This window comes from Amycolatopsis sp. WAC 01376 (assembly GCF_003947415.1).
Taxonomy (GTDB): domain Bacteria; phylum Actinomycetota; class Actinomycetes; order Mycobacteriales; family Pseudonocardiaceae; genus Amycolatopsis.
On the sequence record NZ_QHKL01000003.1, the window covers coordinates 161,100 to 186,848 of the forward strand.

The 25,749-nt window shown below is 68.6% G+C and carries 22 protein-coding genes; 12 read left to right on the plus strand and 10 right to left on the minus strand.

Annotated features, from left to right (window positions below; translation table 11 throughout):
• Positions 1–73: 73 nt before the first annotated feature.
• Positions 74–772: a TetR/AcrR family transcriptional regulator gene (locus DMH03_RS17455; RefSeq protein WP_125793095.1), complete on the minus strand. Its 699-nt coding sequence runs from the start codon at positions 770–772 to the stop codon at positions 74–76.
• Between the two features lie 73 nt (positions 773–845).
• Here DMH03_RS17455 and DMH03_RS17460 point away from each other — a divergent pair, with 73 nt between their 5' ends.
• Positions 846–2,282, plus strand: a complete 1,437-nt coding sequence (locus tag DMH03_RS17460; protein WP_125793096.1) for a carotenoid oxygenase family protein — start codon at positions 846–848, stop codon at positions 2,280–2,282.
• Positions 2,283–3,058: 776 nt separating this feature from the next.
• On the opposite strand, the gene fdhD is transcribed toward DMH03_RS17460, so the two are convergent.
• Positions 3,059–3,889 (minus strand): formate dehydrogenase accessory sulfurtransferase FdhD, encoded by an 831-nt coding sequence (fdhD, locus tag DMH03_RS17465; protein ID WP_125793097.1) that lies wholly within the window; start codon positions 3,887–3,889, stop codon positions 3,059–3,061.
• 101 nt (positions 3,890–3,990) lie between these two features.
• Here fdhD and DMH03_RS17470 point away from each other — a divergent pair, with 101 nt between their 5' ends.
• The 4 genes from DMH03_RS17470 to DMH03_RS17480 are packed head-to-tail and all read left to right on the plus strand — an operon-like array spanning position 3,991 to position 7,686.
• Positions 3,991–5,352 (plus strand): OFA family MFS transporter, encoded by a 1,362-nt coding sequence (locus DMH03_RS17470; protein ID WP_125793098.1) that lies wholly within the window; start codon positions 3,991–3,993, stop codon positions 5,350–5,352.
• Positions 5,349–5,477: a hypothetical protein gene (locus tag DMH03_RS42870; protein WP_255431244.1), complete on the plus strand. Its 129-nt coding sequence runs from the start codon at positions 5,349–5,351 to the stop codon at positions 5,475–5,477. Before DMH03_RS17470 ends, DMH03_RS42870 begins: the two co-directional genes overlap by 4 nt.
• 13 nt (positions 5,478–5,490) lie before the next feature.
• Complete coding sequence (locus DMH03_RS17475; RefSeq protein ID WP_125793099.1) at positions 5,491–6,234, plus strand: SDR family NAD(P)-dependent oxidoreductase; 744 nt, start codon at positions 5,491–5,493, stop codon at positions 6,232–6,234.
• A gap of 48 nt (positions 6,235–6,282) precedes the next feature.
• Entirely contained in the window at positions 6,283–7,686 is a 1,404-nt protein-coding gene (locus tag DMH03_RS17480; RefSeq protein WP_125793100.1) for an LCP family protein, read from the plus strand.
• Positions 7,687–7,689: 3 nt separating this feature from the next.
• Here the strand turns inward: DMH03_RS17480 and DMH03_RS17485 are convergent, their stop codons facing one another.
• The 4 genes from DMH03_RS17485 to DMH03_RS17500 form a co-directional block, all read right to left on the minus strand.
• A complete protein-coding gene (locus DMH03_RS17485; protein ID WP_125793101.1) occupies positions 7,690–8,574 on the minus strand; it encodes a hypothetical protein in 885 nt (294 codons plus the stop codon).
• 81 nt (positions 8,575–8,655) lie between these two features.
• A complete protein-coding gene (locus tag DMH03_RS17490; protein WP_125793102.1) occupies positions 8,656–10,968 on the minus strand; it encodes an FdhF/YdeP family oxidoreductase in 2,313 nt (770 codons plus the stop codon).
• A gap of 46 nt (positions 10,969–11,014) precedes the next feature.
• Positions 11,015–11,338, minus strand: coding sequence for a hypothetical protein (locus DMH03_RS17495; RefSeq protein WP_125793103.1), 324 nt, complete (start codon positions 11,336–11,338; stop codon positions 11,015–11,017).
• 30 nt (positions 11,339–11,368) lie between these two features.
• A complete protein-coding gene (locus DMH03_RS17500; RefSeq protein WP_233611546.1) occupies positions 11,369–12,343 on the minus strand; it encodes a hypothetical protein in 975 nt (324 codons plus the stop codon).
• A gap of 107 nt (positions 12,344–12,450) precedes the next feature.
• Between DMH03_RS17500 and DMH03_RS17505 the strand changes: the two genes are divergently transcribed.
• Positions 12,451–15,084: a valine--tRNA ligase gene (locus DMH03_RS17505; protein WP_125793104.1), complete on the plus strand. Its 2,634-nt coding sequence runs from the start codon at positions 12,451–12,453 to the stop codon at positions 15,082–15,084.
• A gap of 70 nt (positions 15,085–15,154) precedes the next feature.
• Here the strand turns inward: DMH03_RS17505 and DMH03_RS17510 are convergent, their stop codons facing one another.
• Both DMH03_RS17510 and DMH03_RS17515 read right to left on the minus strand, forming a co-directional pair.
• Positions 15,155–16,030, minus strand: coding sequence for an SGNH/GDSL hydrolase family protein (locus DMH03_RS17510; RefSeq protein WP_125793105.1), 876 nt, complete (start codon positions 16,028–16,030; stop codon positions 15,155–15,157).
• Between the two features lie 107 nt (positions 16,031–16,137).
• Positions 16,138–16,767 carry a bifunctional 2-polyprenyl-6-hydroxyphenol methylase/3-demethylubiquinol 3-O-methyltransferase UbiG gene (locus DMH03_RS17515; protein WP_125793106.1) on the minus strand — a complete coding sequence of 210 codons (630 nt, stop codon included), beginning with the start codon at positions 16,765–16,767 and terminating at the stop codon, positions 16,138–16,140.
• Positions 16,768–16,837: 70 nt separating this feature from the next.
• On the opposite strand from DMH03_RS17515, the gene DMH03_RS17520 reads away from it, so the two are divergent.
• Together DMH03_RS17520 and DMH03_RS17525 are read left to right on the plus strand one after the other, a co-directional pair.
• The gene (locus tag DMH03_RS17520) at positions 16,838–18,514 is read left to right on the plus strand and encodes a folylpolyglutamate synthase/dihydrofolate synthase family protein (protein ID WP_125793107.1); all 1,677 of its coding nucleotides are present in this window, start codon (positions 16,838–16,840) and stop codon (positions 18,512–18,514) included.
• Positions 18,511–18,909, plus strand: coding sequence for a DUF4233 domain-containing protein (locus tag DMH03_RS17525; RefSeq protein ID WP_125793108.1), 399 nt, complete (start codon positions 18,511–18,513; stop codon positions 18,907–18,909). Before DMH03_RS17520 ends, DMH03_RS17525 begins: the two co-directional genes overlap by 4 nt.
• Positions 18,910–18,985: 76 nt before the next feature.
• On the opposite strand, the gene DMH03_RS17530 is transcribed toward DMH03_RS17525, so the two are convergent.
• On the minus strand, positions 18,986–21,367 hold the full coding sequence (locus DMH03_RS17530; protein WP_125793109.1) for a penicillin acylase family protein: 2,382 nt from the start codon (positions 21,365–21,367) through the stop codon (positions 18,986–18,988).
• 160 nt (positions 21,368–21,527) lie between these two features.
• On the opposite strand from DMH03_RS17530, the gene DMH03_RS17535 reads away from it, so the two are divergent.
• Positions 21,528–23,084 (plus strand): alkaline phosphatase, encoded by a 1,557-nt coding sequence (locus tag DMH03_RS17535; protein WP_125793110.1) that lies wholly within the window; start codon positions 21,528–21,530, stop codon positions 23,082–23,084.
• On the opposite strand, the gene DMH03_RS17540 is transcribed toward DMH03_RS17535, so the two are convergent.
• On the minus strand, positions 23,038–23,931 hold the full coding sequence (locus DMH03_RS17540; protein WP_125793111.1) for an NAD(P)-dependent oxidoreductase: 894 nt from the start codon (positions 23,929–23,931) through the stop codon (positions 23,038–23,040). The genes DMH03_RS17535 and DMH03_RS17540 overlap by 47 nt on opposite strands.
• Positions 23,932–24,041: 110 nt before the next feature.
• Here DMH03_RS17540 and DMH03_RS17545 point away from each other — a divergent pair, with 110 nt between their 5' ends.
• From DMH03_RS17545 to DMH03_RS17555, 3 genes are all read left to right on the plus strand, one after another.
• Positions 24,042–24,389, plus strand: coding sequence for a helix-turn-helix domain-containing protein (locus DMH03_RS17545; RefSeq protein ID WP_125793960.1), 348 nt, complete (start codon positions 24,042–24,044; stop codon positions 24,387–24,389).
• A 64-nt stretch (positions 24,390–24,453) separates the two neighbouring features.
• On the plus strand, positions 24,454–24,864 hold the full coding sequence (ndk, locus tag DMH03_RS17550; protein ID WP_037310703.1) for a nucleoside-diphosphate kinase: 411 nt from the start codon (positions 24,454–24,456) through the stop codon (positions 24,862–24,864).
• Between the two features lie 55 nt (positions 24,865–24,919).
• Positions 24,920–25,663: a maleylpyruvate isomerase family mycothiol-dependent enzyme gene (locus DMH03_RS17555; protein WP_125793112.1), complete on the plus strand. Its 744-nt coding sequence runs from the start codon at positions 24,920–24,922 to the stop codon at positions 25,661–25,663.
• The last annotated feature ends 86 nt before the right edge of the window (positions 25,664–25,749 follow it).

Consider the following 25,749-nt stretch of genomic DNA (forward strand, 5'->3'; position numbering starts at 1 on the left):
TCCACCAGGTCAGACGCACGTTTCCGCTGGAAGGTTGCACATGTCACCGACCTGTGACCGGGGTATCGCCGGATCAGGTGCCGATGTTTCCCTCTTTCGCGCGCCATGCCTCGATCGAGATCCGCGCGGAGCGCGTCGCGGCCTCGTAAGTGTCGCCGAGACCCACGCCGAGGGCGGTGGCCAGGGGAATCAGGATGTGGTCCACACCATTCCCGCTGTCGCCGAAGTGGCCGGCGACCTCCAGCGTGATGTAGCCGTGCACGGCGCTCCAGAGCTGGGCGGCGACGTCGAACTCCGGGGCGGGCCGGAACCGGCCCGCGTCGATCACGCGTTTGGCGGCACGGACGAGGTAACCGAAGGCCTCGATGCCCTCATCGCTGAGGCTCTCGCGGGTCTCCTTGCTGGTCATGTCGACCAGTGCCGCCTTCTGCCCGTTGGGCTGGCTCTGGCCGAAGGTCACCGCGTAGAGCTGCGGGTTGTCCACCACGGTCCGCCGATACGCCAGCGCCAGGGTGAGGATGTCGGCCGCCGGGTCGGCGGTTTCCTCGACCTCGCCCAGATTCGCCGACAGCCGCCGGAATCCCTCGCGCGCGACCTCGTCCACCAGTGCGCCCATCCCGCCGAAGTGGGTGTACACGGCCATGGTCGACGCGCCGATCTCCGCCGCCAGCTTGCGGGCCTGCAGTGCCTCCGGGCCGCCGTCCGAGAGCAGCCGGATCGCCGCTTCGACCAGTTTCGCCTTGACCTCGGTGGCGGAGGGTTTCGGTGACATGCTTGCCAGTATTCCATAACCCTGTTATAAATATATCCATAACTGTGTTATATCCGTCGCTAGGGGGCCTTCGATGGGCAACAAGTTCCTCCAGGGCAACTTCGCCCCGGTCAGCCGTGAGCACACGATCACCGAACTGAGCGTCACCGGGCACATCCCGGAGTACCTGGACGGGCGCTACCTGCGGAACGGGCCGAACCCGCTGTCCGAAGTGGACCCGGAGGCCTACCACTGGTTCATGGGCGACGGCATGGTGCACGGCGTCCGGCTGCGTGACGGCCGCGCCGAGTGGTACCGCAACCGCTGGGTGCGCAACCCCCGGCTGTCGCGGCAGATCGGCGAACGCTGGGAAGGCGGACCGGTTTCCGGGGTCGCCTCCCTCGGGGCCAACACGAACGTGATCGGCCACGCCGGCAAGACCCTCGCGTTGATCGAAGGCGGGTCCACCAGCTTCGAGCTCACCGACGAACTCGACACCGTCGGCGTCTGCGACTTCGACGGCACCCTTCCCGGCGGCTACACCGCGCATCCGAAGCGTGATCCGGAGACCGGCGAACTGCACGCCGTGTCGTACTTCTTCGGTCAGGGCAACAAAGTGCAGTACTCGGTGATCGACGCCCAAGGCCGCGCGCGGCGCAAGGTGGACATCGAGGTCACCGGTTCGCCGATGATGCACGACTTCTCCCTGACCGAGAAACACGTCGTCTTCTACGACCTCCCGGTCACCTTCGACGCCGAACAGGCCGTCGCCGCGTCCGTCCCGGCGTTCCTGCGCACTCCCGCCCAGCTGGTGCTGTCCGCGCTCGTGGGCAAGGTGAAGGTGCCGGACCCCCTCAGCGCGAGGCTGCGTCAGCGGATCTCGGGCAACTCCGGCCTGCCGTATCGCTGGAACCCGAAGTACCCGGCGCGGATCGGGGTCATGCCGCGAGAGGGCGGCGACGGCGACGTCCGCTGGTTCGAGATCGAGCCGTGCTACGTGTTCCACCCGATGAACGCCTACGACGACGGCGACGACATCGTGCTGGACGTCGTCCGCCACCCGAAGATGTTCGACACCGAGTTGCTCGGCCCCGCCGAAGGGCCGCCGACCCTGGACCGCTGGACCATCGATCTGACCGTCGGCAAGGTCGTCGAGGAACGCCTCGACGACCAGGGTCAGGAATTCCCGCGCGTCGACGAGCGGCTGGTCGGGCGACGGCACCGCTTCGGCTACTCGGTGTCCACAAGGGACGGATCGGCGTCCTCGGGTTCCTTGCTGAAGCACGATCTGTGGAACCGGTCGGTCGCTTCGCGGGAATTCGGCGAGGGCAGCCAGGTCGGGGAGTTCGTGTTCGTCCCGTCCTCAGTGGACGCCGGTGAGGACGAGGGCGTGCTGATGGGTTTCGTCTACGACCCCGCGACACAGAAGAGCGACCTGACGATCCTGGACGCGGGAACGCTGGAGACCGTCGGTGCCGTGCACCTGCCGGACCGGGTGCCCAACGGTTTCCACGGTAACTGGGTGAGCTGAAAGGGACTTTCCCGGCATGTCACGTGGTGAAGGACGCTTTCCGCCCACCACCAGGGTCCCGGCAAAGTCGAGATCTTGCAGGTCAGGCGACTATTCCTGCGCTGTCGCGGGGCCGCACGTGCCGGTGGTGGGGCTTGATTCTGGGCGCCGGCGGGGCTTCAGTGTCCACAAGGGACTCCGCCGGGCGATTGCGTGTCCGATTGACGCCGCTATGTGCGGTTCTGCGGGGGGTCGTGAGTGGCAATGAGGGTTATTGACCCGTAAGGCAAACGGGTCGCGTTCCCGGGCGAGTCAGTGGTGGGGCGAAGGCTCCCATCGCTGCGTCTGATGCGGTGAAGGACGCCTTCGGGCCGGCAGTGACTCCTGAGTGAGCCTGCGACACCACTTGACTATCCACAAAGGACGCTTCTCGGGGCGCGGATGCCCGGTTCAGGGTATTTGCGTGATTTCGCGTGGGGGTCGTGAGTGGTAATGAGCGTTAGAACGCTCATTGCCACTCACGACCCCCACGCGGAACCGTGCAAGTCGCCCAAATCGGGCACCTTTGCCTCGTAAAGCGTCCCTTGTGGACAGTCACGAGCCGGGTGAGGCTCGCTCCTGTCGGGTCCGCCACGGCACGTTCGTCTTGTCCTGCTCTAGCGGCGGAGCCGACCAGCAGTTATGCGACTTTGCCGGGACCCTGCGCTAGACGCAAGGAAGGGGTCCTTCATGTACTTCACGACCGGCCGCCGAGGTCACTACCGTCCCACTGTCACCAGCGATCACATCCGACCCACTCAGTCGAGCCCGAGCACCCGCTGTTCGCCGGTGTAGAGGTTCATGCTCTCGCCGCGCAGGAAACCGATGAGGGTCATGCCGTTCTCGTCGGCCAGTTCCGCGGCCAGCGACGACGGCGCGGAAACGGCCGCCAGCAGGCCGATGCCCGCCATGGCGGCCTTCTGCACCAGTTCGAACGAGGCACGCCCGGACACCAGCAGGCCGGCGTCCGAGGCGGGGATCCGGCCTTCCTGCAACGCCCAGCCGAGGACCTTGTCGACGGCGTTGTGCCTGCCGACGTCCTCGCGGACGACGGCGAGGTTCCCGTCGCCGTCGAACAGGGCGGCCGCGTGCAGCCCGCCGGTGCTGGAGAAGACCTTCTGATGCGTGCGCAGCGTGTCCGGTAGCTTCGCCAGCACGTCCTTGCTCACGGTGAATCCGGACTTCTCCGGTGAAAACCGGCTTTTGAGCTTCACCGCGTCGAGGGCGGCCTTGCCGCAGACGCCGCACGAGGACGTGGTGTAGAAGTTCCGCTCGACGCCCGTCTCCGGCGGCGCGACACCTTCGGCCAGCGCGATGTCCAGGACGTTGTAGGTGTTGCGGCCCTGGTCGTCGACGCCGTCGCAGTACCGGGCGACCGCGACGTCCTCGCGGGAGGTGAGCACGCCCTCGGACAACAGGAACCCGTGCGCCAGTTCGACGTCGTTACCGGGTGTCCGCATGGTGACCGCGAGTGCCTTGCCGCCGACGCGGATCTCCAGCGGTTCTTCGGCCGCGAGCGAGTCGGGTCGTCGCACGTCCTTCGTCGCGGAGATCATCCGCACCGGACGCCGCACCGTCACCCTGCCCACTTGTCCACCCTTCTGACCGGTTATTCGACACTTGAGTACTGCAACGTCGGGAATTAAGTAATACATTCCCAGTGCACATCCCCAGAGTACGGAGGCGCCGGATGGCTGTCGGCTTCCTGGACCGTTCCCGCATCGTCGCACCACCGGGCTGGAGCCGCTGGCTGATCCCTCCCGCCGCGCTGGCCGTCCACCTGTCGATCGGGCAGGCGTACGCGTGGAGCGTCTTCAAGGCGCCGCTGGAGAAGACCCTCGGGCTCACCGGCACGCAGAGCGCGCTCCCGTTCCAGCTCGGGATCGTGATGCTCGGGCTCTCGGCGGCCTTCGGCGGGACGCTGGTCGAGCGCAACGGGCCGCGCTGGGCGATGTTCGTCTCGATGGTCTGCTTCAGCTCGGGCTTCCTGATCTCGGCGCTGGGTGTCGCGACCTCGCAGTACTGGCTCGTCGTGCTCGGCTGGGGCGGGATCGGCGGCATCGGGCTCGGGATCGGCTACATCTCGCCGGTGTCGACGCTGATCAAATGGTTCCCCGACCGGCCGGGGATGGCCACCGGGATCGCGATCATGGGCTTCGGCGGCGGCGCGCTGATCGCCTCCCCGTGGTCGACGCAGATGCTGGGCGGCTCGCCGTGGTCGATCGGGACGGTCGCGACCGCCTTCCTCGTGCACGGCCTGGTCTACGCGGTCTTCATGAGCCTGGGCATCCTGCTGGTGCGGGTCCCCGCCGACGACTGGAAGCCGAAGGGCTGGACGCCGAAGACCGACCACGGCAACGCGATGATCACCACCGCGAACGTGTCGGCGCGCAACGCCATCAAGACGCCGCAGTTCTGGCTGCTCTGGGTGGTCCTGTGCTTCAACGTGACCGCGGGCATCGGCATCCTGGAGAAGGCGGCGCCGATGATCGCGGACTTCTTCCGCGAGACGTCGACGCCGGTCGGCACCGCGGCCGCGGCCGGGTTCGTCGCGCTGCTCTCGCTGACCAATATGCTCGGCCGGTTCGTCTGGTCGTCCACTTCGGACCTGGTGGGGCGCAAGAACATCTACCGCCTCTACCTCGGTGTCGGCGCGCTGCTGTACCTGGTGATCGCGCTGACCACCAACGCTTCGAAGCTCGTGTTCGTCCTGTGCGCCATGCTGATCCTGTCGTTCTACGGCGGCGGCTTCGCGACCGTGCCGGCGTATCTGAAGGACCTCTTCGGCACCTACCAGGTGGGCGCGATCCACGGCAGGCTGCTGACCGCCTGGTCGATGGCAGGCGTGCTCGGGCCGCTCATCGTCAACGCCATCTCCGACAGCCAGAAGGCGGCGGGCAAGGTCGGCCCCGACTTGTACACGACGTCGCTGTTCATCATGATCGGCCTGCTGGTGGCCGGTTTCGTCGCCAACGAACTGGTGCGCCCGGTCAACCCGAAGTTCCACGAGCCGTCGCCGTCCGGCGAGCCCGCGAGGAGTGAGGCCCGATGACCGGACAGGCTCCCGAACGCCGCCGCACCGGGCTGATGGTCTTCGCCTGGCTGTGGGTCGCGCTCCCGTTCGCTTACGGCGTCTACGAACTGTTCCGCAAGGTGGTCCAGCTCTTCGGCGGCTGAGTAGGGTCGGCCCGTGGGAATTCTCGTCACCGGGGCGTCGCGTGGCATCGGCCGTGCGATCGCGCGGGCCTTCGCGGAAAAGGGCGATCGTGTCGCCGTCCATTACGCCTCGAACCGGGAGGACGCCGAGCGGACGCTCGCCGGACTGCCGGGTTCCGGCCACGGGCTCGTCCAGGGCGACCTCTCGGATCCCGAAGTGGCCCAACGGGTCGCCGACGAAGCCGAGGGGCTGGCCGGCGGCGTCGACGTCCTGGTGAACAACGCCGCCTACGCGCCGTCCGCGGCGGCGGCCCACCCCATCGCCGAAGTGTCCTATGCGGATTGGCAGCGGATCTGGCGGCGGATGGTCGACGTCAACGTGCTCGGCACCGCGAACGTGACCTACTGCGTGGCCCGGCACATGATCGAGCGCGGCGCGGCGGGCCGGGTGGTCAACATCGGTTCGCGGGGCGCGTTCAAGGGTGAGCCCGAGTTCCCGGCCTATGGCGCGAGCAAGGCCGCGCTGCACTCGCTCGGGCAGTCGCTCGCCGTCGCCCTCGCCCCGCACGGGATCGCGGTGACCTCGGTCGCACCCGGCTTCACCGCCACCGACCGGGTCGCGGCGAAGGTCGAAGGCGCGCGCGGCGAGAGCCCGTTCGGCCGGGTCGGGACGCCGGAGGAGGTCGCCGCGGCGGTGCTCTACCTCGCCTCCGCCGACGCCGCATGGGCGTCCGGCGCGATCCTCGACCTGAACGGCGCGTCGCATCTGCGGATGTGAAGTGGATCACCCTTGCAGCAATGACCGCCTCCCGTGCGTCTTAGGGACGTGCACAAGCTGGGGAAGGTCCTGGTCGCCGCGATGGCGGTGGCGGTGTTCGGCGGGACCGCGTACGGATACACGACGCTGGAGTCGCTCGACGGCGTCACCCGCGAAGACGTGATCGAAGCGCCGGACCCGGGAGAACAGCCCGCCGACGGTTCGCTGGACATCCTGCTGGTCGGGCGCGACGCGCGGACCGACAACCAGGACCGGCCGCTCCCGCCGGAGATCCTGCGCGAACTGCGGGCCGGGGCGAACGGCGACGACCTGACCGACACGCTCATCGTGCTCCGTATCCCCAACGGGCAGCAGGCCGTGAAGGCGTTCTCGATCCCGCGTGACTCGTGGGTCGCGCAGCCGGGAACGAAGGACAAGAGCAAGATCAACGAGATCTTCGGCCGGACCAAGTTCGCCTCGGCGAACGAGCAGCGCGCGGCGGGCAAGACCGACAAGGCCGAGATCAACAAGCAGGCGATCACCGCCGCGCGGAAGGCCACCCTGAAAGCGGTCGAGGAGCTCAGCGGCGTCAAGATCGATCACTTCGCCGAGGTCAACCTGCTGAGCTTCTACGAGATCAGCAAGGCCGTCGGTGGGGTCGAGGTGTGCCTGAACAAGGCCACCAAGGACCGGGATTCGGGCGCGGACTTCCCGGCCGGACGGCAGACGATCCAGGGCGCCGACGCGCTCGCCTTCGTCCGCCAGCGCAAGAACCTGCCCCGCAGTGACCTCGACCGCGTCCGCCGTCAGCAGGTTTTCCTCGCCGGACTGGCGCAAAAGGTGCTGTCCGGCGGGACCCTGGCCAACCCGGCGCGGGTGTCCGATCTGATCGACGCGGTGAAGCGTTCGGTGGTGCTCGACGGTTCGTGGAATCTGCTCGACTTCGTCCGGCAGATGCGCGGGGTCTCCGGCGGTGGCATCGCCTTCGAGACGATCCCGGTGGTCAACCCCGACTACCGCTACGACCCCCGGCACCCGACCTGGACCGCCGTGCAGGTGGACCCCGCACAGGTGCGCGCGTTCGCCGCCTCGCTGATCGGCGCCCAGCCCGCGGCGTCGTCGCAGGCGCCCGCCGGCCCCAAGGTCGACGTCGTCAACGCGAGCGGCAAGGACGGTCTCGCCGCCCGCGTCTCGGACCTGTTGGCGGAGAAGGGTTTCGGCAAGGGCGACACGAAGGCCGAAGCCGGGCGGCGTACCTCCGTCGTCCGGTACAGCGACGCGGCCGGACCCGCGGCGGAGGTCGCGAAGCTGCTCGGTGGACTGGATGTCCAGAAAGCCGACTCGGTCGCCGCGGGAACCATCGAGGTCGTCCTCGGCCAGGTCTACAAAGGACCGGGCGTGTCCGCGGGCGGGGGAGCGCCCGCGCAGGGCGACCAGCCGATCACCCCGGACGCCGCCGGCTGCATCGACTGAGCCTCAGCCAGGTGGGATCTTGCCGTTCTTGGCGACCGGAAGACCGAGCTGAGCCGGTTCGGTGATGACGGCCTCTTCGCTGGGAAGGCGCGCCAGCACCGGGTTCAGATGGGTCAGCTTCAGCGTGACCGGCCCGACGACGCTCGGCCCGGTGGTGACGTCGTACTTCGCCAGATCCAGCCACTGCAAGGTGTCGAGTACCTCCGGAGGGATCTCGTCGCCGCGTTTGGCCACGGGCACGCACAATTGCCGCGCGTTGCCGGCCTTCACGTCCACCTTCGGCCGGTCGGCCAGCACCGGGTTGAGGTGGCCCAGCGTCAGCGGGAAGGGGACGGCAGGGATGCCGAGGACGCGCAACGCGTAGCACTCGAGGTCGATGTGCCGCACGAACGACAGGACCTCCGGTGGCGGCAGTACCCCGTTCTTCGCGACCGGGACGCACAACTGCTCCGGCGACAACATGGTCACGTGCGCGTCCTGGATGCCCAGCTTCCGCACCACGGGGTTCAGGTGGCTGAGCGTCAGCGGGAAGTTCACCGCGCCGCCCTCGATCCGGTAGCAGGACAGATCCACCCAGCGGACGAAGTCGACGATTCCCGGCGGCGGGATCTCGCCGTTCTTCGCGACCGGCACGCAGAGCTGTTGGCGCTCACCCAGCTTGACCGTCTCCATCGGCAGCTTCGCCAGGACGGGGTTGAGGTGCTTGAGGGTGAGCTCCGCCGGTGGCGGTTTGTAGCCCTCGGTCCGGTAGCAGGACAGGTCGAGCTGGGAGACGAAGGGGAGCGGCGGTGGTGCGCCCGGAGCGGCGGTGGCCGTGCCGGGCAGTACCGCGACGAGCATGAGCGAGGCCAGTGCGGCGAAGCAACGCGAAGTCGATCTTCGTGACATGGCAAGGCCTTTCCGCGAAGTGGGTTGGCCACTTCACGGTGGACCCGGTTCTAGCCCGCCCGGCACCGCCAAGCGGGCAGCCTAAGGTGCGGTCACCGGTTCCAGCCGCACCACGATCGCCTTCGACACCGGGGTGTTCGACTTGTCCGCCACCGAATCCAGTGGCACCAAGGCGTTCGCCTCGGGGAAGTAGGCCGCCGCGCAGCCCTTCGCCGTCGGATACGAGACCACCCGGAACCGCGGGGCGCGGCGGTCGCCGTCCCGCCATTCCGAGACGAGGTCGACCATCGCGCCGTCGGTCAGCCCGAGCGACACCAGGTCTTCGGGGTTGACCAGCACCACGCGCCGGGCGTCCTCGATGCCGCGGTAGCGGTCGGAAAGACCGTAGATCGTGGTGTTGTACTGATCGTGGCTGCGCATCGTCTGCAGCAGCAGCCTGCCTTCGGGGACCTGCGGATACTCGAGTTCGGAGACGGTGAAGTTCGCCTTGCCGTTGGCGGTTCCGTTGAACTGCCGGGAATCGCGCGGCGCGTTCGGCAGGACGAAGCCGTCGGGCTCGCGCACGCGGGCGTTGTAGTCGTGGCAGCCGGGGACGACACGGGCGATCCGGTCGCGGATGAGGTCGTAGTCGGCGTGGAAGTCCCGCCACGGCACGGGGTGCCCGGCGCCGAACAGCGCTTCCGCGAGGTGGCAGATGATCGCGACCTCGGAGAGCAGTTTGTCACTGGCGGGGGCCAGCCTGCCGCGTGAGGTGTGCACCTGCGACATCGAGTCCTCGACGGTGACGAACTTCTCGCCGCCCGCCTGGACGTCGCGTTCGGTGCGGCCGAGGGTGGGCAGGATCAGCGCGGTCTTGCCGGGGACGACGTGCGAGCGATTGAGCTTCGTCGACACGTGCGCGGTCAAGGAGCACGACTTGAGCGCCTTCTCGGTCAGCTCCGTGTCCGGCGTGGCGGAGGCGAAGTTGCCGCCGACGGCGAAGAAGACCTTGCCCTTGCCGTCCCGCATCGCGCGGATCGAATCGACGGTGTCGTAGCCGTGTTCCCTCGGGACCTTGATGCCGAACTCGGCGTCGAGACTGTCCATGAACGACTCCGGCATCTTCTCCCAGATGCCCATCGTCCGGTCGCCCTGGACATTGGAGTGCCCGCGCACCGGGCACAGGCCCGCGCCCGGTTCGCCGATCATGCCGCGCACCAGCGCCAGGTTCGCGACCTCGGAGATCGTCTGCACGGCGTGCTTGTGCTGGGTCAGGCCCATCGCCCAGCAGTAGATGGTCCGCTCCGACGTCGCGATCATCCGCGCCAGCCGCTCGATCTGCTCACGCGGCAACCCGGTCGCGGCGCCCACTTCGGTCCAGTCGATCTCCCGCAGATGCTTCGCGTAGTCCTCGAAGCCCTCGGTGGACGACTCGACGAACGCGCGATCGACGATCGTGCCGGGGGTCTCCTGCTCCCACTTCAGGAGCAGATGACCGATCGCCTGGAACAACGCGAGGTCGCCACCGAGCCGGATCTGCGCGAACTCGTCGGCAAGCGGGGTTCCCTTGCCGATGACGCCACGGACGTTCTGCGGGTTCTTGAACCGCATCAGGCCGGCTTCGGGCAGCGGGTTGACGGCCATGATCTTGGCGCCGTTGCCCTTGGCCTCCTCCAGCGCGGAGAGCATGCGCGGGTGGTTGGTGCCGGGGTTCTGGCCGACGACCACGATCAGGTCGGCCTTGTGGATGTCGGCGAGCGACACCGAGCCCTTGCCGATCCCGGTCGTGGCCGCGAGGGCCGCGCCGGACGACTCGTGGCACATGTTGGAGCAGTCCGGGAGGTTGTTGGTGCCGTAGGAACGCACGAGCAGCTGGTAGAGGAACGCGGCCTCGTTGCTGGTGCGGCCGGAGGTGTAGAAGATCGCCTCGTCCGGGTTCCGCAGCGCGCGGAGCTCGTCCGCGACCAGGGTGAAGGCGTCGTCCCAGGAGATCGGCTCGTAGTGCGAGGCCCCTTCGCGCAGCACGAACGGCTCGGTGATGCGGCCCTGCTGCCCGAGCCAGAAGTCCGTCTTGTCCGCGAGATCGTGGATGGAGTGCTCGGCGAAGAACTCGCGGCCGACCCGGCGTTTCGTCGCCTCCTCGGCGACGGCCTTCGCGCCGTTCTCGCAGAACTCCGCGAGCTTGCGGTGCTCGCCGTCGACCTCGCGCGGCTCCGGCCATGCGCAACCGGGACAGTCGAAACCGTCGCGCTGGTTCAGCAGGCGCAGCGTCTTCACCGTGCGCGCGGCGCCCATCTGCTCCATGCCGCGTATCAGGGAGACGGCGACCCCGGGGATCCCGGCCGCCCAGCTCTTCGGTTTCCCGACCTCGAGCTGTGTCTCGTCAACGTCGTTCGCGGGTGCTTCGCGGGTCATGGACCCCATCGTGCGCCTTGCCGCCTCCGCGCGCGACCGAGGGGGGTCAGGCGTCGGTGACGAGCCGGGTGATCTGCGATTCGTCCAGCGGGAACCATGGCGTCTCGTTGACGCCGCGTTCCTGCACCGCGTTCACCGTCACCGCGGCCACGACCAGCACGATCAGGCCGGCGATCGCGGCGATGCCCGGCCACCGGCTCGAACCCGGCGCGGAGTAGCCGCCACCGGAGGGGGCCGCCTTGCGCTGCTTGCGGCGCTTCTTCTTGAGTTCCTTCTTCGCACCCAGCCAGGCGTCCAGTTCGGCGTGTTTCTGCCAGTTCGGGTCGACCAGGTCCGGGTGGGTCTCGATCCGCCGGTCCTCTTCGTCCATCTCTGTCCTCTTCCCCAGTGTTTCGGCCCGCTACCCGCAGGTGTCCAGCGACGGCAGGGGTTTCGTCGGATCGTAGGCAGCGGCATCGTCGCCGACGGGTACGCCGACGACCGGTCTGTCCTTGTCAGCGTACTGGGGCGCGAGGATACCCGTCTTGATCGCGTCACAGGCCATGCGTGAGCGGTAGCCCGAACCTTGCCCGATGCTGAGCCCGGCGTCGGCCTTCGCGAACGGCGGAGCCTTGCGGATCATGTAGTCCTGTTCCTCGCGGAGGAACGGGACGATGTCCGCCGGTGACCGGGCCTCGTCCGGGCGCGCGTCGAAGGCGTAGGCGACCGCGTAGCTCGCGTGGACGATCAACTCGCCCTTGCCGCCGGGCTTCGCCGTGAGTGACCCGGTCATGCGCGGCGGCACCTGCGACAGCCCTTTCGCTCCGATGAGGGTGAAGTACCGATCCTTTTCGAGGGTGGGACCGCTCGTGAGCGTCTGTTCGAGCCGGGTGCGTTCGTTCGGGGTCAGCAGGGCGAGCAGTTCCGAGCCGTTGTGGTCCCGGAGCGCCCGAGAACCGAGCCGTGCGGCCGCGATGGCCTTCGTCACCGTCTGATACGCCGCGTCGACCTCCTGCGCGGTGAAGCCGCCGATGGCCTGCCCCGGCGGCACGGCGATCCCGGCGACGCCTTCGCGCCAGTTCGCCGCGGGGGTGCGGTCGAAAGGCCGGGCGAGGTCGACGCCGCTGAGCACCGGAGCCACCTTCGGAGGTTGTGCGGCGCTGGAGCTTCCCCGCAGCTGGTTCACGACCACCACCGCGGCCGCGAGCACGGCCACGGTCATGACCAGGAACAGGACCACCACGTGCCACCGGGACATCCGGAACCGCCGTCGCGGCTTCTGTTTCCGCCGCCGTTTGAGGTCCTGCTTCGCGCCGAGCCGGGCGGCGCGTTCGGCCCGCTTGCGCCATTCCGGATCCATCAGATCCGGATGCGTCTCCAGCTGCCGGTCTTCCAAGAGCCCGCCCTTCCCCAGTGCGTGACGACATCCCCTCATCGGCTGGGAACAGCGGGCGTTACGGCCGGTGAGGAACTCGCTGGAGAGGGTTCGTAGACTTGTCAACTGTGACCGAGAACGCCCAGCCGCAGCAGACCGACCTTCCGGGTGCCTGGAACCCGGCCGACGAAGAAGCCTCGCTCTACCAGCGTTGGGTAGACGCCGGCTACTTCACGGCCGACCCCACGTCGGACAAGCCGCCGTTCACGGTAGTCATCCCGCCCCCGAACGTGACCGGTTCGCTGCACATCGGGCACGCGTTCGAGCACACCCTGATCGACGCCAGCACCCGCTACCACCGCATGCTCGGCGACGAGACGCTGTACCTGCCGGGCATGGACCACGCGAGCATCGCGGTCCACGCCCTGGTCGAGAAGCAGCTCCGCGCCGAGGGCACCAGCCGCCGTGAGCTCGGTCGCGAGGCCTTCGTCGAGCGTGTCTGGCAATGGAAGAACGAGCACGGCGGCAAGATCCTCGCCCAGATGAAGCGCCTCGGCGAGGGTGTCGACTGGTCCCGTGAGCGGTTCACCATGGACGACGGCCTGTCCAAGGCCGTCAACACGATCTTCAAGAAGCTCTTCGACGACGGCCTGATCTACCGTGCCGAGCGGCTGGTCAACTGGTCGCCGGAGCTGCGGTCGGTGCTGTCCGACGCCGAGGTGAAGCACGAAGAGGTCGAGGGCGAACTCGTCTCCATGCGCTACGGCGACGGCGAGAACGCGATCGTCGTGGCCACCACCCGGATGGAGACGATGCTCGGCGACACCGCCGTCGCGGTCCACCCGGACGACGAGCGCTACACGCACCTCATCGGCACCGAGGTCGAGCTTCCGCTGACCGGGCGCAAGATCCCGATCGTCGCGGACAAGCACGTCGACCCGGAGTTCGGCACCGGCGCCGTCAAGGTGACGCCCGCGCACGACCCGAACGACTTCGAGATCGGCCAGCGGCACGACCTGCCGATGATCACGATCATGGACGAGCAGGGCCGTATCGACGGCACCGGCACCGAATTCGACGGCATGGACCGCTTCGAGGCCCGTGTCGCGGTGCGGGAGAAGCTGCGCGAGCAGGGCCGCATCGTCGCGGAGAAGCGTCCGTACCTGCACAGCGTCGGACACTCCGAGCGCTCGAAGGAGCCGATCGAGCCGCGGCTTTCGCTGCAGTGGTTCGTCAAGGTCGGCCCGCTCGCGAAGGCCGCCGGCGACGCGGTGCGTGACGGCCGCGTGAACGTCCACCCGCCGGAGATGGAGAAGCGCTACTTCGACTGGGTCGACAACCTGCACGACTGGTGCATCTCGCGTCAGCTGTGGTGGGGTCACCGCATCCCGGTCTGGTACGGCCCGAACGACGAGGTCGTCTGCGTCGGACCGGACGAGGAGCCGCCCTCCGGCGAAGGCTGGACCCAGGACCCGGACGTCCTCGACACCTGGTTCTCGTCGGGCCTGTGGCCGTTCTCCACCCTCGGCTGGCCGGAGAAGACCCCGGACCTGAACAAGTTCTATCCGACGTCGGTGCTGGTCACCGGCTACGACATCCTGTTCTTCTGGGTCGTGCGGATGATGATGTTCGGCCTCTACGCCACCGGCGAGGCGCCGTTCAAGACCATCGCGCTGCACGGCATGGTCCGCGACCAGTTCGGCAAGAAGATGTCGAAGACCGCGGGCAACGGTGTCGACCCCATCGAGTGGATGGACCGCTACGGCACCGACGCGCTGCGGTTCACCCTCACCCGCGGCGCCAACCCGGGCACCGACGTGCCGATCGGCGAGGAGTGGGTCGCGGGTTCCCGGAACTTCACCACGAAGCTCTGGAACGCCACCAAGTTCGCGATGATGAACGGCGCGGACGCGAACGCCCCGCTGCCCGCCCCGGCCGAACTCACCGAGGCGGACCGCTGGATCCTCGGCAGGCTCGGGACCGTCGTCGACGAGGTCACCGGGTACCTGGCGGACTACCAGTTCGCGAAGGCCACCGACACGCTCTACCAGTTCACCTGGACCGAGCTGTGCGACTGGTACCTGGAGCTGTCGAAGGTCCAGGTCTTCCAGGGCGACGAAGCCCGCGTGACGGCGACGCGCGCGGTGCTGGGGCACGTGTTCGACACCGTGCTGAAGCTGCTGCACCCGTTCATCCCGTTCATCACCGAAAAGCTGTGGACGGCGCTGACCGGCCGCGAGTCGCTGGTGATCGCCCCGTGGCCGGTGGCGGACTCCTCGTACGCCGACGCCGTGGCGGACAAGCGGATCGCGGACGTGCGGAAACTGGTCACCGAGGTCCGCCGGTTCCGCGCGGACCAGGGCCTCAAGCCCAGCCAGAAGGTGGCCGCGCGGCTGTCCGGCGACGGGTTCGCCGAGATCACCGGACACGACGAGCCGATCCGCGCGCTGGTCCGGCTCACGCAGCCCGAAGACGGCTTCGCGCCGAGCGCGTCGCTCGAGGTCGGGCTGTCGGCCGGCGTCGTCACCGTCGAACTGGACCTGTCCGGCACGATCGACGTCGCCGCGGAGCGCAAGCGCCTGCAGAAGGACCTCGGCGCGGCGGAGAAGGAACTCGCGCAGGCCGAGGCCAAGCTCGGCAACCAGGCCTTCATCGACAAGGCGCCGGAGCCGGTGATCGGCAAGATCCGGGCCCGCAAGGAGACCGCGGTGGCCGATATCGAGCGCATCAACGCGCGGTTGGCGACGCTGCCCGCCTCCTGACGAGCGCTATGAAAGGTCCTTTCCTTGCAAATTTCGCAAGGAAAGGACCTTTCATTGCACGTGCGGTGGTTCAGCGGAGGTGTCGGAGGACCACTCCGGCCACCCCGGCCATCCCGGTGCGGTACGGGTGGTACGCCGCCGCGGCGAGCAGTTTCGTGTGCTGCCCGTTGATCCACGCGGCACCGTTCGGCGCGCAGGCGTCATGCCCGGCGGACGGGCCGAACGTGTCCACGAAGGTCGCCTTGCCGTCGGCGGCGACGGCCTTCTCGATCGCCGAGTTCAACGCCTTCTCGACGTCGTTGAGCCAGGCGTAGTCGCCCTCGGCGAAGGGCAGGATCTTCGGGCAGTAGCCGGATTCCGGCGCGATCCGCGGGTAGCCGACGACGAGCACGTCGGCGCGCGGCGAGCGGGCGTGGATGCCGGCCAGCACCTTCTCGACGTTCTTGCCGGTGTCGGCGATCTTGGCCTTGATGGTGTCGATGCCGCCGACGGTGAACCTGTCCTGGCACGGGCTCCCGGTGGGATCGCTCGCGCGCAGCGACGGGCAGATGCCGACCAGCGTGCCGAAGACGCCGTAGTCGTTGCCGCCGATACCGACGGTGACCAGGTCGGTGTTCGCGCGCAGGGCGCTGAACTGCGGCGGGTTGCTGCCGAGGGTCACCCGCTGCCGCTGCGTCATGTTCGTGGTGTCGGCGCCACCGCAGCTGATGTCGGTGAACGAGCGCACCCGCAGCGCCGTGGCGAGGATCGACGGGTAGTTCTGCGTCGACTTGCCGCAGAAGAGTGGGTCGAGGCGGGGGAGCGGGATCAGCGGTCCGGAGGTGTAGGAATCACCCAGCGCGACGTAATTCCGGTAGGACCGCTCGGCGGCGGTGGCCGCCGTGGCGGAGGCGATCAGCAGGACGACGGTCGAGACGGCCGCGAACAGGACACGTCTTAAGCGCATGAGAACCCCGATCTCCGGACTGGATGGCCTCTCAAAAATGAACCGGATCCGGCCTGCCCGGCGCCGCCGATCGGGTGGACGAGCACCGGTTTCACCCGCTTGGGGTGTCAGATCGGGTGATCATCTTCCGGCCTGCGGTAGACCAGGAGATAGCGGTAGAAGAGCAGGTTCCGCACCTTGCTGCCCGGCAGCAGCCGGGCCGCGTCGCGCCGGACGCGGCTCATCGGCGGGTACGTCTCGTCGACCGGCGCCGTCGGCAGCGGATCGATCCCGCCGTTGAGCCGGTCGCCCGCGTACACGATCACCCTGGCCAGCGCGTTGACCGGCGACGCCACGGCGGCGCGCGCGTAATCGGCGAACGTGCTGGGTCTGCCGAGGCCGAGCACGGCAAGGACACCGCCGGGGACCAGCGCGTCCCGCAGCCTCGTGACCGTGTCGAACGGCACATGGTGGAGCGACGCGAGGCAGGAGATGAAGTCGTACGCGCCCTCCGGCAGTTTCTCGGTGACGACGTCGGCCTGCCGGTACGAGATCGTGCCGGGGCCCGGCGAGCCGGCGGCGCGGGCCAGGTCGATCATCGAAGCGGACCGGTCGATCGCCTCGACGTGCATCCCGGTCGCCGCGAGCCGCCGCGCGAACCGTCCGCCGCCGCAGCCCACGTCCAGCGCCACGCCGGGACCGGGAGGCAGCTGGTCGAGCAGCAGCGGATGGTAGTGGTCGTTGTGGTTGAACCCCATGCGTCGAGAGTGCCAGCAAAAGCCGCACGTAGACTCGGTCCGACAGGGAGTAAGGCTAAAAGGAGAGTTCGTGCCGCGAGGTGACGGCCGGGATTCCGAAGACTTCAAGGAATCCCCGGACCTGGCAGATCTGGACAGTTTCGCCGGTGTCGACGAATTGGGGGCACGTGCCCACGATCCGTCCGACGACACCGATCCGGATCTGGACGCACCCGACGCCGCATACCAGGCGGGTGGCGGTGCCGGTGGCGGGATCGGCGGGATCGGGCAGCTGGGGGACAACCTCGCGCTCGGCCCCGTGCCGGACCTCGTCGCCCCGGAGGACGTGGAACTGCACGAACTGGACGACCAGGGCGACGAGTTCGCCCCGGCCGACCCCAACGGGCAGCAGGCGCGCCGCGAGCTGCTCGCCGTCGAAGCCGAGCTGAACCAGCGGTGGCCCGAGACCAAGATCGAGCCGTCCCTCGCCCGGATCGCGGCCCTGGTCAACCTCATGGGTGAACCGCACCGCGGCTATCCGGTGCTGCACGTCGCCGGGACCAACGGCAAGGGCTCGACCACCCGGATGATCGACGCGCTGCTGACCCGCATGGGCCTGCGCGTCGGCCGGTACACGAGCCCCCACCTGCAGCTGGTCACCGAACGGATCGCGCTCGACGGCGCCCCCATCTCCGCCGCCGCGTACGTCGACCTGTACCGCGATGTCGCGCCGTACGTGACCATGGTGGACAACGCGGGCGGACCCGACGCGGTGCCGATGAGCAAGTTCGAGGTGCTCACCGGGATGGCGTTCGCGGCCTTCGCCGACGCCCCCGTCGAAGCCGCGGTCGTCGAAACCGGCCTCGGTGGCTCCTGGGACGCCACGAACGTCGTGGACGGTGAGGTCGCCGTCATCACGCCGATCGGCGTCGACCACGTCGAGTACTTCGGCGGCACGCCGGCCAAAGCCGCGGTGGAGAAGGCCGGGATCATCAAGCCCGGCAGCGTCGCGGTCATCGCCGATCAAGACCCCGAAGTGCTGAAGATCCTGCTGGAACGCGCCATCGAGGTCGACGCCAGCGTCGCCCGCGCGGGCAGCGAGTTCGGCGTGATGGAACGCGAGATCGCCGTCGGCGGGCAGATGCTGAAGCTGCAGGGTCTCGGCGGGATCTACGACGAGATCTTCCTGCCCCTGCACGGCGCGCACCAGGCGGCCAACGCCGCGCTCGCGCTGGCCGCCGTCGAAGCGTTCTTCGGCGCGGGCAAGGACAGGCAACTGGTCGTCGAAGCCGTCCGAGAGGCCTTCGCCGAGGTCGAGACCCCCGGCAGGCTGGAGCGCGTTCGCGCCGCACCGACCGTGCTGCTCGACGCCGCCCACAACCCCCACGGCGCCAAGGCGCTCGCCACCACCGTCGCCGAGGAGTTCGCCTTCCGCCGCCTCGTCGCGGTGGTCGGCGTGATGGCCGAGAAGGACGCCCGCGGCATCCTCGACGCCCTCGAACCGGTCGTCTCCGAGATCGTCGTCACCAAGAACTCGTCCCCGCGCGCGATGCCGCTCGACGAACTCAACGACATCGCCATCTCGATCTTCGGCGAAGACCGCGTCGTGGCCGAGTCGAGCCTGGACGCCGCGATCGAGACCGCCATCGGCCTCGTCGAGCAGAGCGACGACCCCGAGGAGCCCCTGGCGGGCGGCGGCGTGCTGGTCACCGGCTCGGTCGTCACCGCGGGCGAGGCCAGGACCCTGTTCGGTAAGGAGCCGGCGTGACCGACGAGACCCCGAAACCGCCCGCCAAGGACCCGATGAAGTCCTTCCGCGGCGTGATGGCCGGTTCCCTGATCATGGAGGGCATCACCGTCGCGCTCGCGCTGCCGGTGGTGGCGAAACTCGGCGGCGGCGTCGGCTCGCTGACCGGCTGGTCGGTGATCGTGATCGCGGTCGCGCTGATCGTGCTATGCGGCTTCCTGAAGAAGCCTTGGGCGGTGCCCGCGGTGCTGGTGTTGCAGGTCGCGCTGATCGCTTTCTTCGTCGCACTGCCCGCCGTGGCGATCCTCGGAGTGGTCTTCCTCGGAATCTGGCTGTGGCTGTTGTGGCTGCGGAAGGACGTGGCGCGGCGGATGGCGGCCGGGACACTCCCGAGTCAGCAGCAGCAACCGCAGTAGCGTTTCGCGGATGTCATGAAAGGGTCGTTCAGGACAAAAGATGTCCTGAACGACCCTTTCATGACATTGGGAGCGCTTATCGTAGTCGTACCACCCGCAGTTCCGGTGACCTCGCGATATCCGCGGCGCAGAACCGTCCCCGCACCCAGCCGCCCTGCGAGTACAACCGCGTCTGGTCGGTGAAATGCGGCGAGGTGACGTCGGCCGACTGTGAGTACGTCATGATCGTCGAGACGTCCGGGCAGGCTTTGCCGCTGAATCCGACCACCTGCACGTAACTGGATCCGTGCACGACCTCGTGGTTGCCCTTGGCCGGATCCCACAGCGACGTGATCACGTTGAGCACGCCGAGGCCGCCCGGCCCGCCGTGGATCGGGATCCGCTGCCCGGCGCGGGTCACCGCCTGGTTGTCGCCGAGTCTGCCGTCGACGGGGAGCCCGTTGGCGCGGAAGTCGGCGAGTGTGTCACCGAAAGCCTTTTGCACGTCGGGATTCCCGATCGCGAGCGAATGCGGCGTCGTGACCGGCTGGTTCGGGTCGAACGGGACCTGCCAGATGTTCCGGAGTCCGTTGAGCCGGTTTCTGAATCGCTCGAAGAAGAGCGCGCCGCGGCTGTCGAGCCGGAAGGTGCGGTCCCAGGCCGAAAGTGTCGCGCAGGCGTTGCCGACGGGCACCGGCCCTGACGTGGACGGAGCCTGTCCTTCCGGGAAGGCCGCGCACATTTTCGCCGTGTCGGCGGCCGCGAGTTCGGCGGTGCGGCTTCGATCGCGGTACAGCATGTCTTTCATCGACGACGGCGTGAAACCCTTGCCCGTCAAGCCTTCTTCGGTGGAGATCAGCGCTTCCCTCGTCCGGTCCGACCGCTGGGTCCCGGTCGTGCCGACGATCCGGGGGAGTGGCGCGATCGGCGCGCGGGCGTTGGAGAGCCAGGCGCTGTCGTTGGCGTTGAGTTCGTAGTCGCGTCGCTGCTGCAGTGGCAGCCGGGATGGTGCGAACAGGCCCGGCTCCAGGGAGTCCGGGTCGGAACCCCAGTCGCACGAGGACTTCGCACCATCCAAGATGGACAGTCCGGTGCCGGGGAAGAGCGCGCGGCCCAGCGGGGTGCCGCAGTTCACCGCCCGATCGTCGGTGACGTGCGGGACGACCTGGATGTCGCTGTACAACGCGTTGCCCGCCCGGTCGGCGGCGACGGTGTTGACCCACGGGACACCTTGGGTGTGCGCGAGTGCCGCGGCGACGTCCTTGGTGCTGCGCGATCCGCTCAGTTCGAACCAGGTGTTCAGTGCGCGCAGATTGCCCGCGTTTCCGTCTCGCAACGCATGTGCGGACGTCGTCGTCCATGGCGTCGGCACGCCGAACGCCGACCCGATCACCTGGCCGTAACGCGTTCCGTAGAAGGTGCGGCCGACCTGCCTGCGCTCGCCGTTGGGCTCCCGGACCTCGACCTTCACCTCGTGCGCGGTCATCTTCTCCGGTTTCCCGTCGACGAGATACGTCGTCGGGTCGCCGGGGGTCAGCGGTACCTCGAAGAGGCCGAACGTGACGGCTGTCGACACCGTATGCGTCCATGCGACGTCGGCGTTGTGGCCGATTTGCGGCAGCGGGAGCCCCAGCAGGCTCCCGCCGGCGACGTCGAACCGGCCGGGGATGGTCAGCTGCGACTGCCAGAACCGGCGTCCGCCTTGCCACGGATAGTGCGGATTCCCGAGCAGCAGGCCGCCGCCGGATTTCGTCCCGTCGCCGCCGATGGCGATGCCGTTGCTGCCGAGCTCACCCGAGCCCATGGCCTTGCGGAGTCCGTCGGCGATCTTCGGTGCCGATTCCGGTCCCGCGGCCGGGAAGTCCTTTGTGGACGGAGGCTGGGTGCGGACCAGGTCGGCCGCGAGCACGCCTTGCCCGCCCACCGAGGAGATGGCGTACAGGTGCCGGTAGAAGTCCAGTTCGCTGATCGGCCGGACCCAGTCCGCGCCGCTGCACACCGGATCGGTGATCCGCCGGACACCGGTCCGCTTCAGGTACTCGTTGTACCCCGCGACGTATCCGGCGGCGAGTTCCCGGACCTCCGTCCGCGGGCCGTGCGGCGCGGGCCGCGCGAGCAGCCGTTCGATCACGCCGGAATCGTTGATCCGCTGGAAGTGCAGGTCGCTGTCGAGGTTGTTCTTCGCCTCGCTCATCGCCGGATTGCCCTGGCCACCCGGCCCGAGGTGCGCGGACCGCCGCGCGGAGACCGTCAGATAGGTGTTCGCGAGTTCGCAGATGTTGTCCTTGGCCGCGGCGAACCCGTAGCCGTAGCCGAGCCCGTCGAAGTCCTTCGCGGCGATGTGCGGGATCCCGTACTCGGTGTACGCGATCACCGCCCTCGTGCGGCCCAGCTCGTCCGCCGACGAAACCCCTGTCACCAGGCTCGACGTCGCCAAGGCCGCGGTGAGCAGCACGAGACCACGCTGGAATCTTCGCATCGTTCCCCCATCCGGATCGATCGTCCCCGGTGATCGACGCTACCGGCGGCGAGCGCCGGGAAGCATCGGCCGAACGGTTGAGCCGGCTACCGTCCGTTCGTTCATCACCAGGTCAACCGCCGTTGGCCCACCGGCCGTCGCCGCGGGATAGAACCGCGCCATGACCGCTTCCCACCACAACCGCCGCACGCTGCTCAAAGCCGGTCTCACCGGCGCCGGAGCCGTCGCGGGCGGCCTGCTCCTCCCCGGAACCGCGACCGCGAACGCCGTCCCGCTGATCCGCGGCGACCGTCCGGTGCTCACCCACGGTGTCCAGTCCGGCGACGTCACCACCGGTTCCGGCATCGTCTGGTCGCGCGCCGACCGGCCCGCGCGGCTGATCGTCGAGGTCTCCAGGGACCCCTCGTTCCGGCACGCGCGCCGCGTGCGCGGGCCGGTGATGAGCCCGGAGACCGGCGGCACCGGCAAGATCCGTGTCGCGGGCCTGCCGCCGGGGACCGAGGTCCACTACCGCGTGACCGCGGAAGCACTCGACGGCCGGACGTACGGCGAGGCCGTCACCGGCCGGTTCGCCACCGCCCCGGTCGGCCGGTCCGACGTGCGCCTGGTGTGGTCCGGTGACGTCGCGGGGCAGAACTGGGGTATCAACCCCGAACGCGGCGGAATGACGATCTACCGCGCGATGGCCGACCGCCGTCCCGATCTGTTCCTCCACTGTGGAGACACGGTCTACGCCGACGGGCCGCTCACCGAGACGGTCGCGCTGCCCGGCGGGCGCGTGTGGCGCAACATCGTCACCCCGGAGAAGTCGAAGGTCGCCGAAACGCTCGACGAGTACCGCGGCCAGTTCGCCTACAACCTCCTCGACGACAACCTCAAGCGGTTCACCGCCAACGTGCCGGCCTATGTCCAGTGGGACGATCACGAAGTCGTGAACAACTGGTACCCGGGTGAGATCCTCAACGACCGTCCCGAATACACCGAGAAGCGGGTCGACGTGCTCGCCGCGCGGGCGTTCCAGGCGTTCCACGAATGGCATCCGATCGACCGGCGCCAGGCCGTCGACGGCCGCGTGTACCGCAACTTCCGGCACGGTTCGCGCGCCGAGGTCTTCGTGCTGGACATGCGGACCTACAAGGACGCCAACACCGCCGACCAGACCAAACCGGGCCGGATCCTCGGCGACCGCCAGGCGCGCTGGCTCGTCGACGCGCTCGACCGCAGCACCGCCACGTGGAAGATCATCCAGGCCGACCTCCCGATCGGCCTCACCGTGCCGGACGGCAAGGCCATCGAGGGCGTCGCCAACGGCCTGCCCGGCGCGCCCGGCGGCCGCGAGACGGAACTCGCCTGGGTGCTGCGGGAGATCTCGCGGCGCCGGGTGCGCAACGTCGTCTGGCTGACCGCCGACGTGCACTACACCGCCGCGCACCACTACTCGCCGGATCGCGCTTCCTTCACCGATTTCGACCCGTTCTGGGAGTTCGTCTCCGGCCCGCTCAACGCCGGCGCGTTCGGCCCGAACACGCTCGACCCGACCTTCGGGCCGGAAGCGGTGTTCGTGCACGCCCCGCCCGCCGCGAACACCTCACCCGCCGATGGGTTCCAGCACTTCGGCGAGGTGAACATCGACGGACGGAGCGGTGCGCTCACTGTCGACCTGAGGGACGCTACTGGCGCTTCTCTGTGGTCGAAGACCCTGCAGCCCCAACGCTGAGCAGTTCCGTCAGGACCGCGATGCTGCGGTCGCCGTGCCCGGCCTCGGCGCCGCGCCGCACGAGGTCGTGCATCGGCAGCTGCCATCCGACGTCGACGCCTTCCTCGGCCAGTCCGAGGTCGGCGGCGGCGCCGGCGTGGAAGATGTCCACCGAGGCGGCGGGATCCGAGTAGTCGCCGCTGTCGATTTCCTTGGCGTACATCGGAAGTACCGAGATGATCATCTCGAACCACTTGGTGGCGTACGGCAGGAGCGTCTCGGCTTCGAGGCCGCGCGACCGCAGCGCGGCGGCGCCCTGGAAGAACCCGATCAGCGCGGGCAGCAGGGTGCCGCCGACGGCTGTTTCGTACAGCGCCGCGAGGTCCGTCTCTTCGCCGAGGTGGACGGTGTCGCCGCCCAGTACCCGCAACGTTTCCCGGTGTTCGTCGAAAACGGTCTTGTCGCCGCCGTAATACAGCAGTGTGTCCGGCGCGCCCACGGCCGATGGCACGTTCTTGATCGCGCCGTCGAGGTACCGCGCACCCCGGCTCGTCGCCCACTCGGCCATCCGGCGCGCTTCCGCCGGTGAGCCGCTGTTCAAGGTGACCAAAGCATGTCCGGCCAAGGAAAGGGCTCCCAAGGCCGCGCGAGTGTCCTCATAGGTCGTCAGGCAGGCGATGACCAATGGACTTGCCCGCACAGCCTCTTCGGCCGTCGTGGCCCGCCGCGCTCCCAACGCGACAAGGGGATCGGCCTTCGCGGCCGTCCTGTTCCACACGGTGGTCGGATGCCCGGCTGTGAGGAACGCGCTCGCCAAGGCCGAGCCCATCGAACCGAGGCCCAGGACGGTCACCGGCGTCTTCGGCATTTTTCGCTCCAGTCAAAGGAAGTCTTCGGGATGACTTCATGCTGGACGGTCGCGTACATTCGATCAAGTACCTACTATTTTGCCGGGTACTGACAAAAAGGTAAGTGATGATGACCAAGAACCGGACGTTCACCTGCGGCCTCGACGCCGCGATCGCCGTCGTGGGCGGCAAATGGAAAGGGCTCATCCTGTTCGCGCTCCAGGACGGGCCACTGCGCTTCGGGGAGCTGCGGCGCGCGGTGCCCGGCATCAGCGAACGGGTGCTGATCCTGCAACTGCGGGAGATGGAGACCACCGGACTGCTGCATCGCGAGGTGTACCACCAGGTCCCGCCGAAGGTGGAGTACTCGCTGACCGCGTTCGGGGATTCCCTCAACACGGCGATGGCGGCGCTGGGGGAGTGGGGCGAGGAGCACCAGGAGCGTATCGAGGCCATTCCCTGGTCCGACGTGAAGTGAGCGGCGAAGCACCCAGTAGGCTCCGGGCGAATAGCACGAAACCCACCCAAGGAGAAATACCGCCGTGACTGAACGCACGCTGGTCCTCGTCAAGCCCGATGGCGTCGCGCGCGGCCTCGTCGGCGAGGTCATCTCGCGCATCGAGCGCAAGGGCCTGAAGCTCGCCGCCCTCGAACTGCGCACCGTCGAGCGCTCGGTCGCCGAGGAGCACTACGCCGAGCACAAGGAGCGCCCGTTCTTCGGCGACCTCCTCGAGTTCATCACCTCGGGCCCGCTGGTCGCGATCGCCGTCGAGGGCCCGCGCGCCATCGCCGCCTTCCGTCAGCTCGCCGGCGGCACCGACCCGGTCGAGAAGGCCACCCCCGGCACCCTGCGCGGCGACTTCGCGCTGGAGACCCAGTACAACCTGGTGCACGGATCGGACTCCCCGGAGTCGGCCGAGCGCGAGCTCAAGCTCTGGTTCCCCGAGGTCTGACACACTCGTGGGCGGCGCGGGATCGCCGCGCCGTCCACGGATCGGGGGAGCTTCGATGACACCGGACGAGTACCTGGAACGGCTGCGGGAACTCACCACCGGTTTCGCGCGGGTGGTACGCACCGGCGACCACGCCGCGCCCGTGCCGTGCTGCGGCGACTGGCGCCTGCGTGACCTGGTCGTCCACCTCGGCAACGTGCACCGCTGGGCGGCGGGCGTCGTGCGCACCGGCGACCCCTCGCAGCAGATCTTCGAAGCCGAACCGGGCGCGGATCTCGCCGCCTGGTACGGCGAATGCGCGGATGACCTCATCGAGGCGTTGCGTGCGGCTTCCCCGCAGGACGGCGCCTGGAACTTCACCGCCGCCGCCAAGACCAAGGCCTTCTGGTTCCGCCGCCAGGTCCACGAGACCGCGGTGCATCTGCTCGACGCGCACCGCGCGGCGGGGACCGAGTACACCCTCGACCCGTCCATCGCCGCAGACGGCGTGGACGAGGTCCTCCTCGGCATGCTGCCGAAGGTGAAGCGCTGGCACACCCCGCCCGTGGTCACCGTTCCGTTGCTGCTGAAGACATCCGACACCGGACACGCCTGGTTGATCACACCACCGGGCGAAAACGACGTCCCCGGTTCGCGAACGGCCGATCCCGCCGAGACCGCGGAAGCCGTCGTCGAAGGGCCCGCGGAAGGGCTGGACTTGCTGCTGTGGCAACGGGTCGGGCTCGCCGAGTCGGGCCTTCGGAGCACCGGTGACGTCGCGGCGGCGGAGACGTTCCTCGCCGGGCCTTTCACGCCCTGACCTTCGGCGCCCTACGCCGTTCGGTTCACGTTCACCTCCGGGTCTTCTCCTGGCGGCTCGCGTCCGCTGTGCTGAGCGGAGCTGCC

Excerpts from the sequence above, each read along its gene's own strand:
- DMH03_RS17455 (WP_125793095.1), bottom strand. The coding sequence starts at position 772 with ATGTCACCGAAACCCTCCGCCACCGAGGTCAAGGCGAAACTGGTCGAA.
- DMH03_RS17460 (WP_125793096.1), top strand. The coding sequence starts at position 846 with ATGGGCAACAAGTTCCTCCAGGGCAACTTCGCCCCGGTCAGCCGTGAG.
- DMH03_RS17470 (WP_125793098.1), top strand. The coding sequence starts at position 3,991 with ATGGCTGTCGGCTTCCTGGACCGTTCCCGCATCGTCGCACCACCGGGC.
- DMH03_RS42870 (WP_255431244.1), top strand. The coding sequence starts at position 5,349 with ATGACCGGACAGGCTCCCGAACGCCGCCGCACCGGGCTGATGGTCTTC.
- DMH03_RS17485 (WP_125793101.1), bottom strand. The coding sequence starts at position 8,574 with ATGTCACGAAGATCGACTTCGCGTTGCTTCGCCGCACTGGCCTCGCTC.
- DMH03_RS17490 (WP_125793102.1), bottom strand. The coding sequence starts at position 10,968 with ATGACCCGCGAAGCACCCGCGAACGACGTTGACGAGACACAGCTCGAG.
- DMH03_RS17495 (WP_125793103.1), bottom strand. The coding sequence starts at position 11,338 with ATGGACGAAGAGGACCGGCGGATCGAGACCCACCCGGACCTGGTCGAC.
- DMH03_RS17510 (WP_125793105.1), bottom strand. The coding sequence starts at position 16,030 with ATGCGCTTAAGACGTGTCCTGTTCGCGGCCGTCTCGACCGTCGTCCTG.
- DMH03_RS17515 (WP_125793106.1), bottom strand. The coding sequence starts at position 16,767 with ATGGGGTTCAACCACAACGACCACTACCATCCGCTGCTGCTCGACCAG.
- DMH03_RS17530 (WP_125793109.1), bottom strand. The coding sequence starts at position 21,367 with ATGCGAAGATTCCAGCGTGGTCTCGTGCTGCTCACCGCGGCCTTGGCG.
- DMH03_RS17535 (WP_125793110.1), top strand. The coding sequence starts at position 21,528 with ATGACCGCTTCCCACCACAACCGCCGCACGCTGCTCAAAGCCGGTCTC.
- DMH03_RS17540 (WP_125793111.1), bottom strand. The coding sequence starts at position 23,931 with ATGCCGAAGACGCCGGTGACCGTCCTGGGCCTCGGTTCGATGGGCTCG.
- DMH03_RS17545 (WP_125793960.1), top strand. The coding sequence starts at position 24,042 with ATGACCAAGAACCGGACGTTCACCTGCGGCCTCGACGCCGCGATCGCC.
- DMH03_RS17555 (WP_125793112.1), top strand. The coding sequence starts at position 24,920 with ATGACACCGGACGAGTACCTGGAACGGCTGCGGGAACTCACCACCGGT.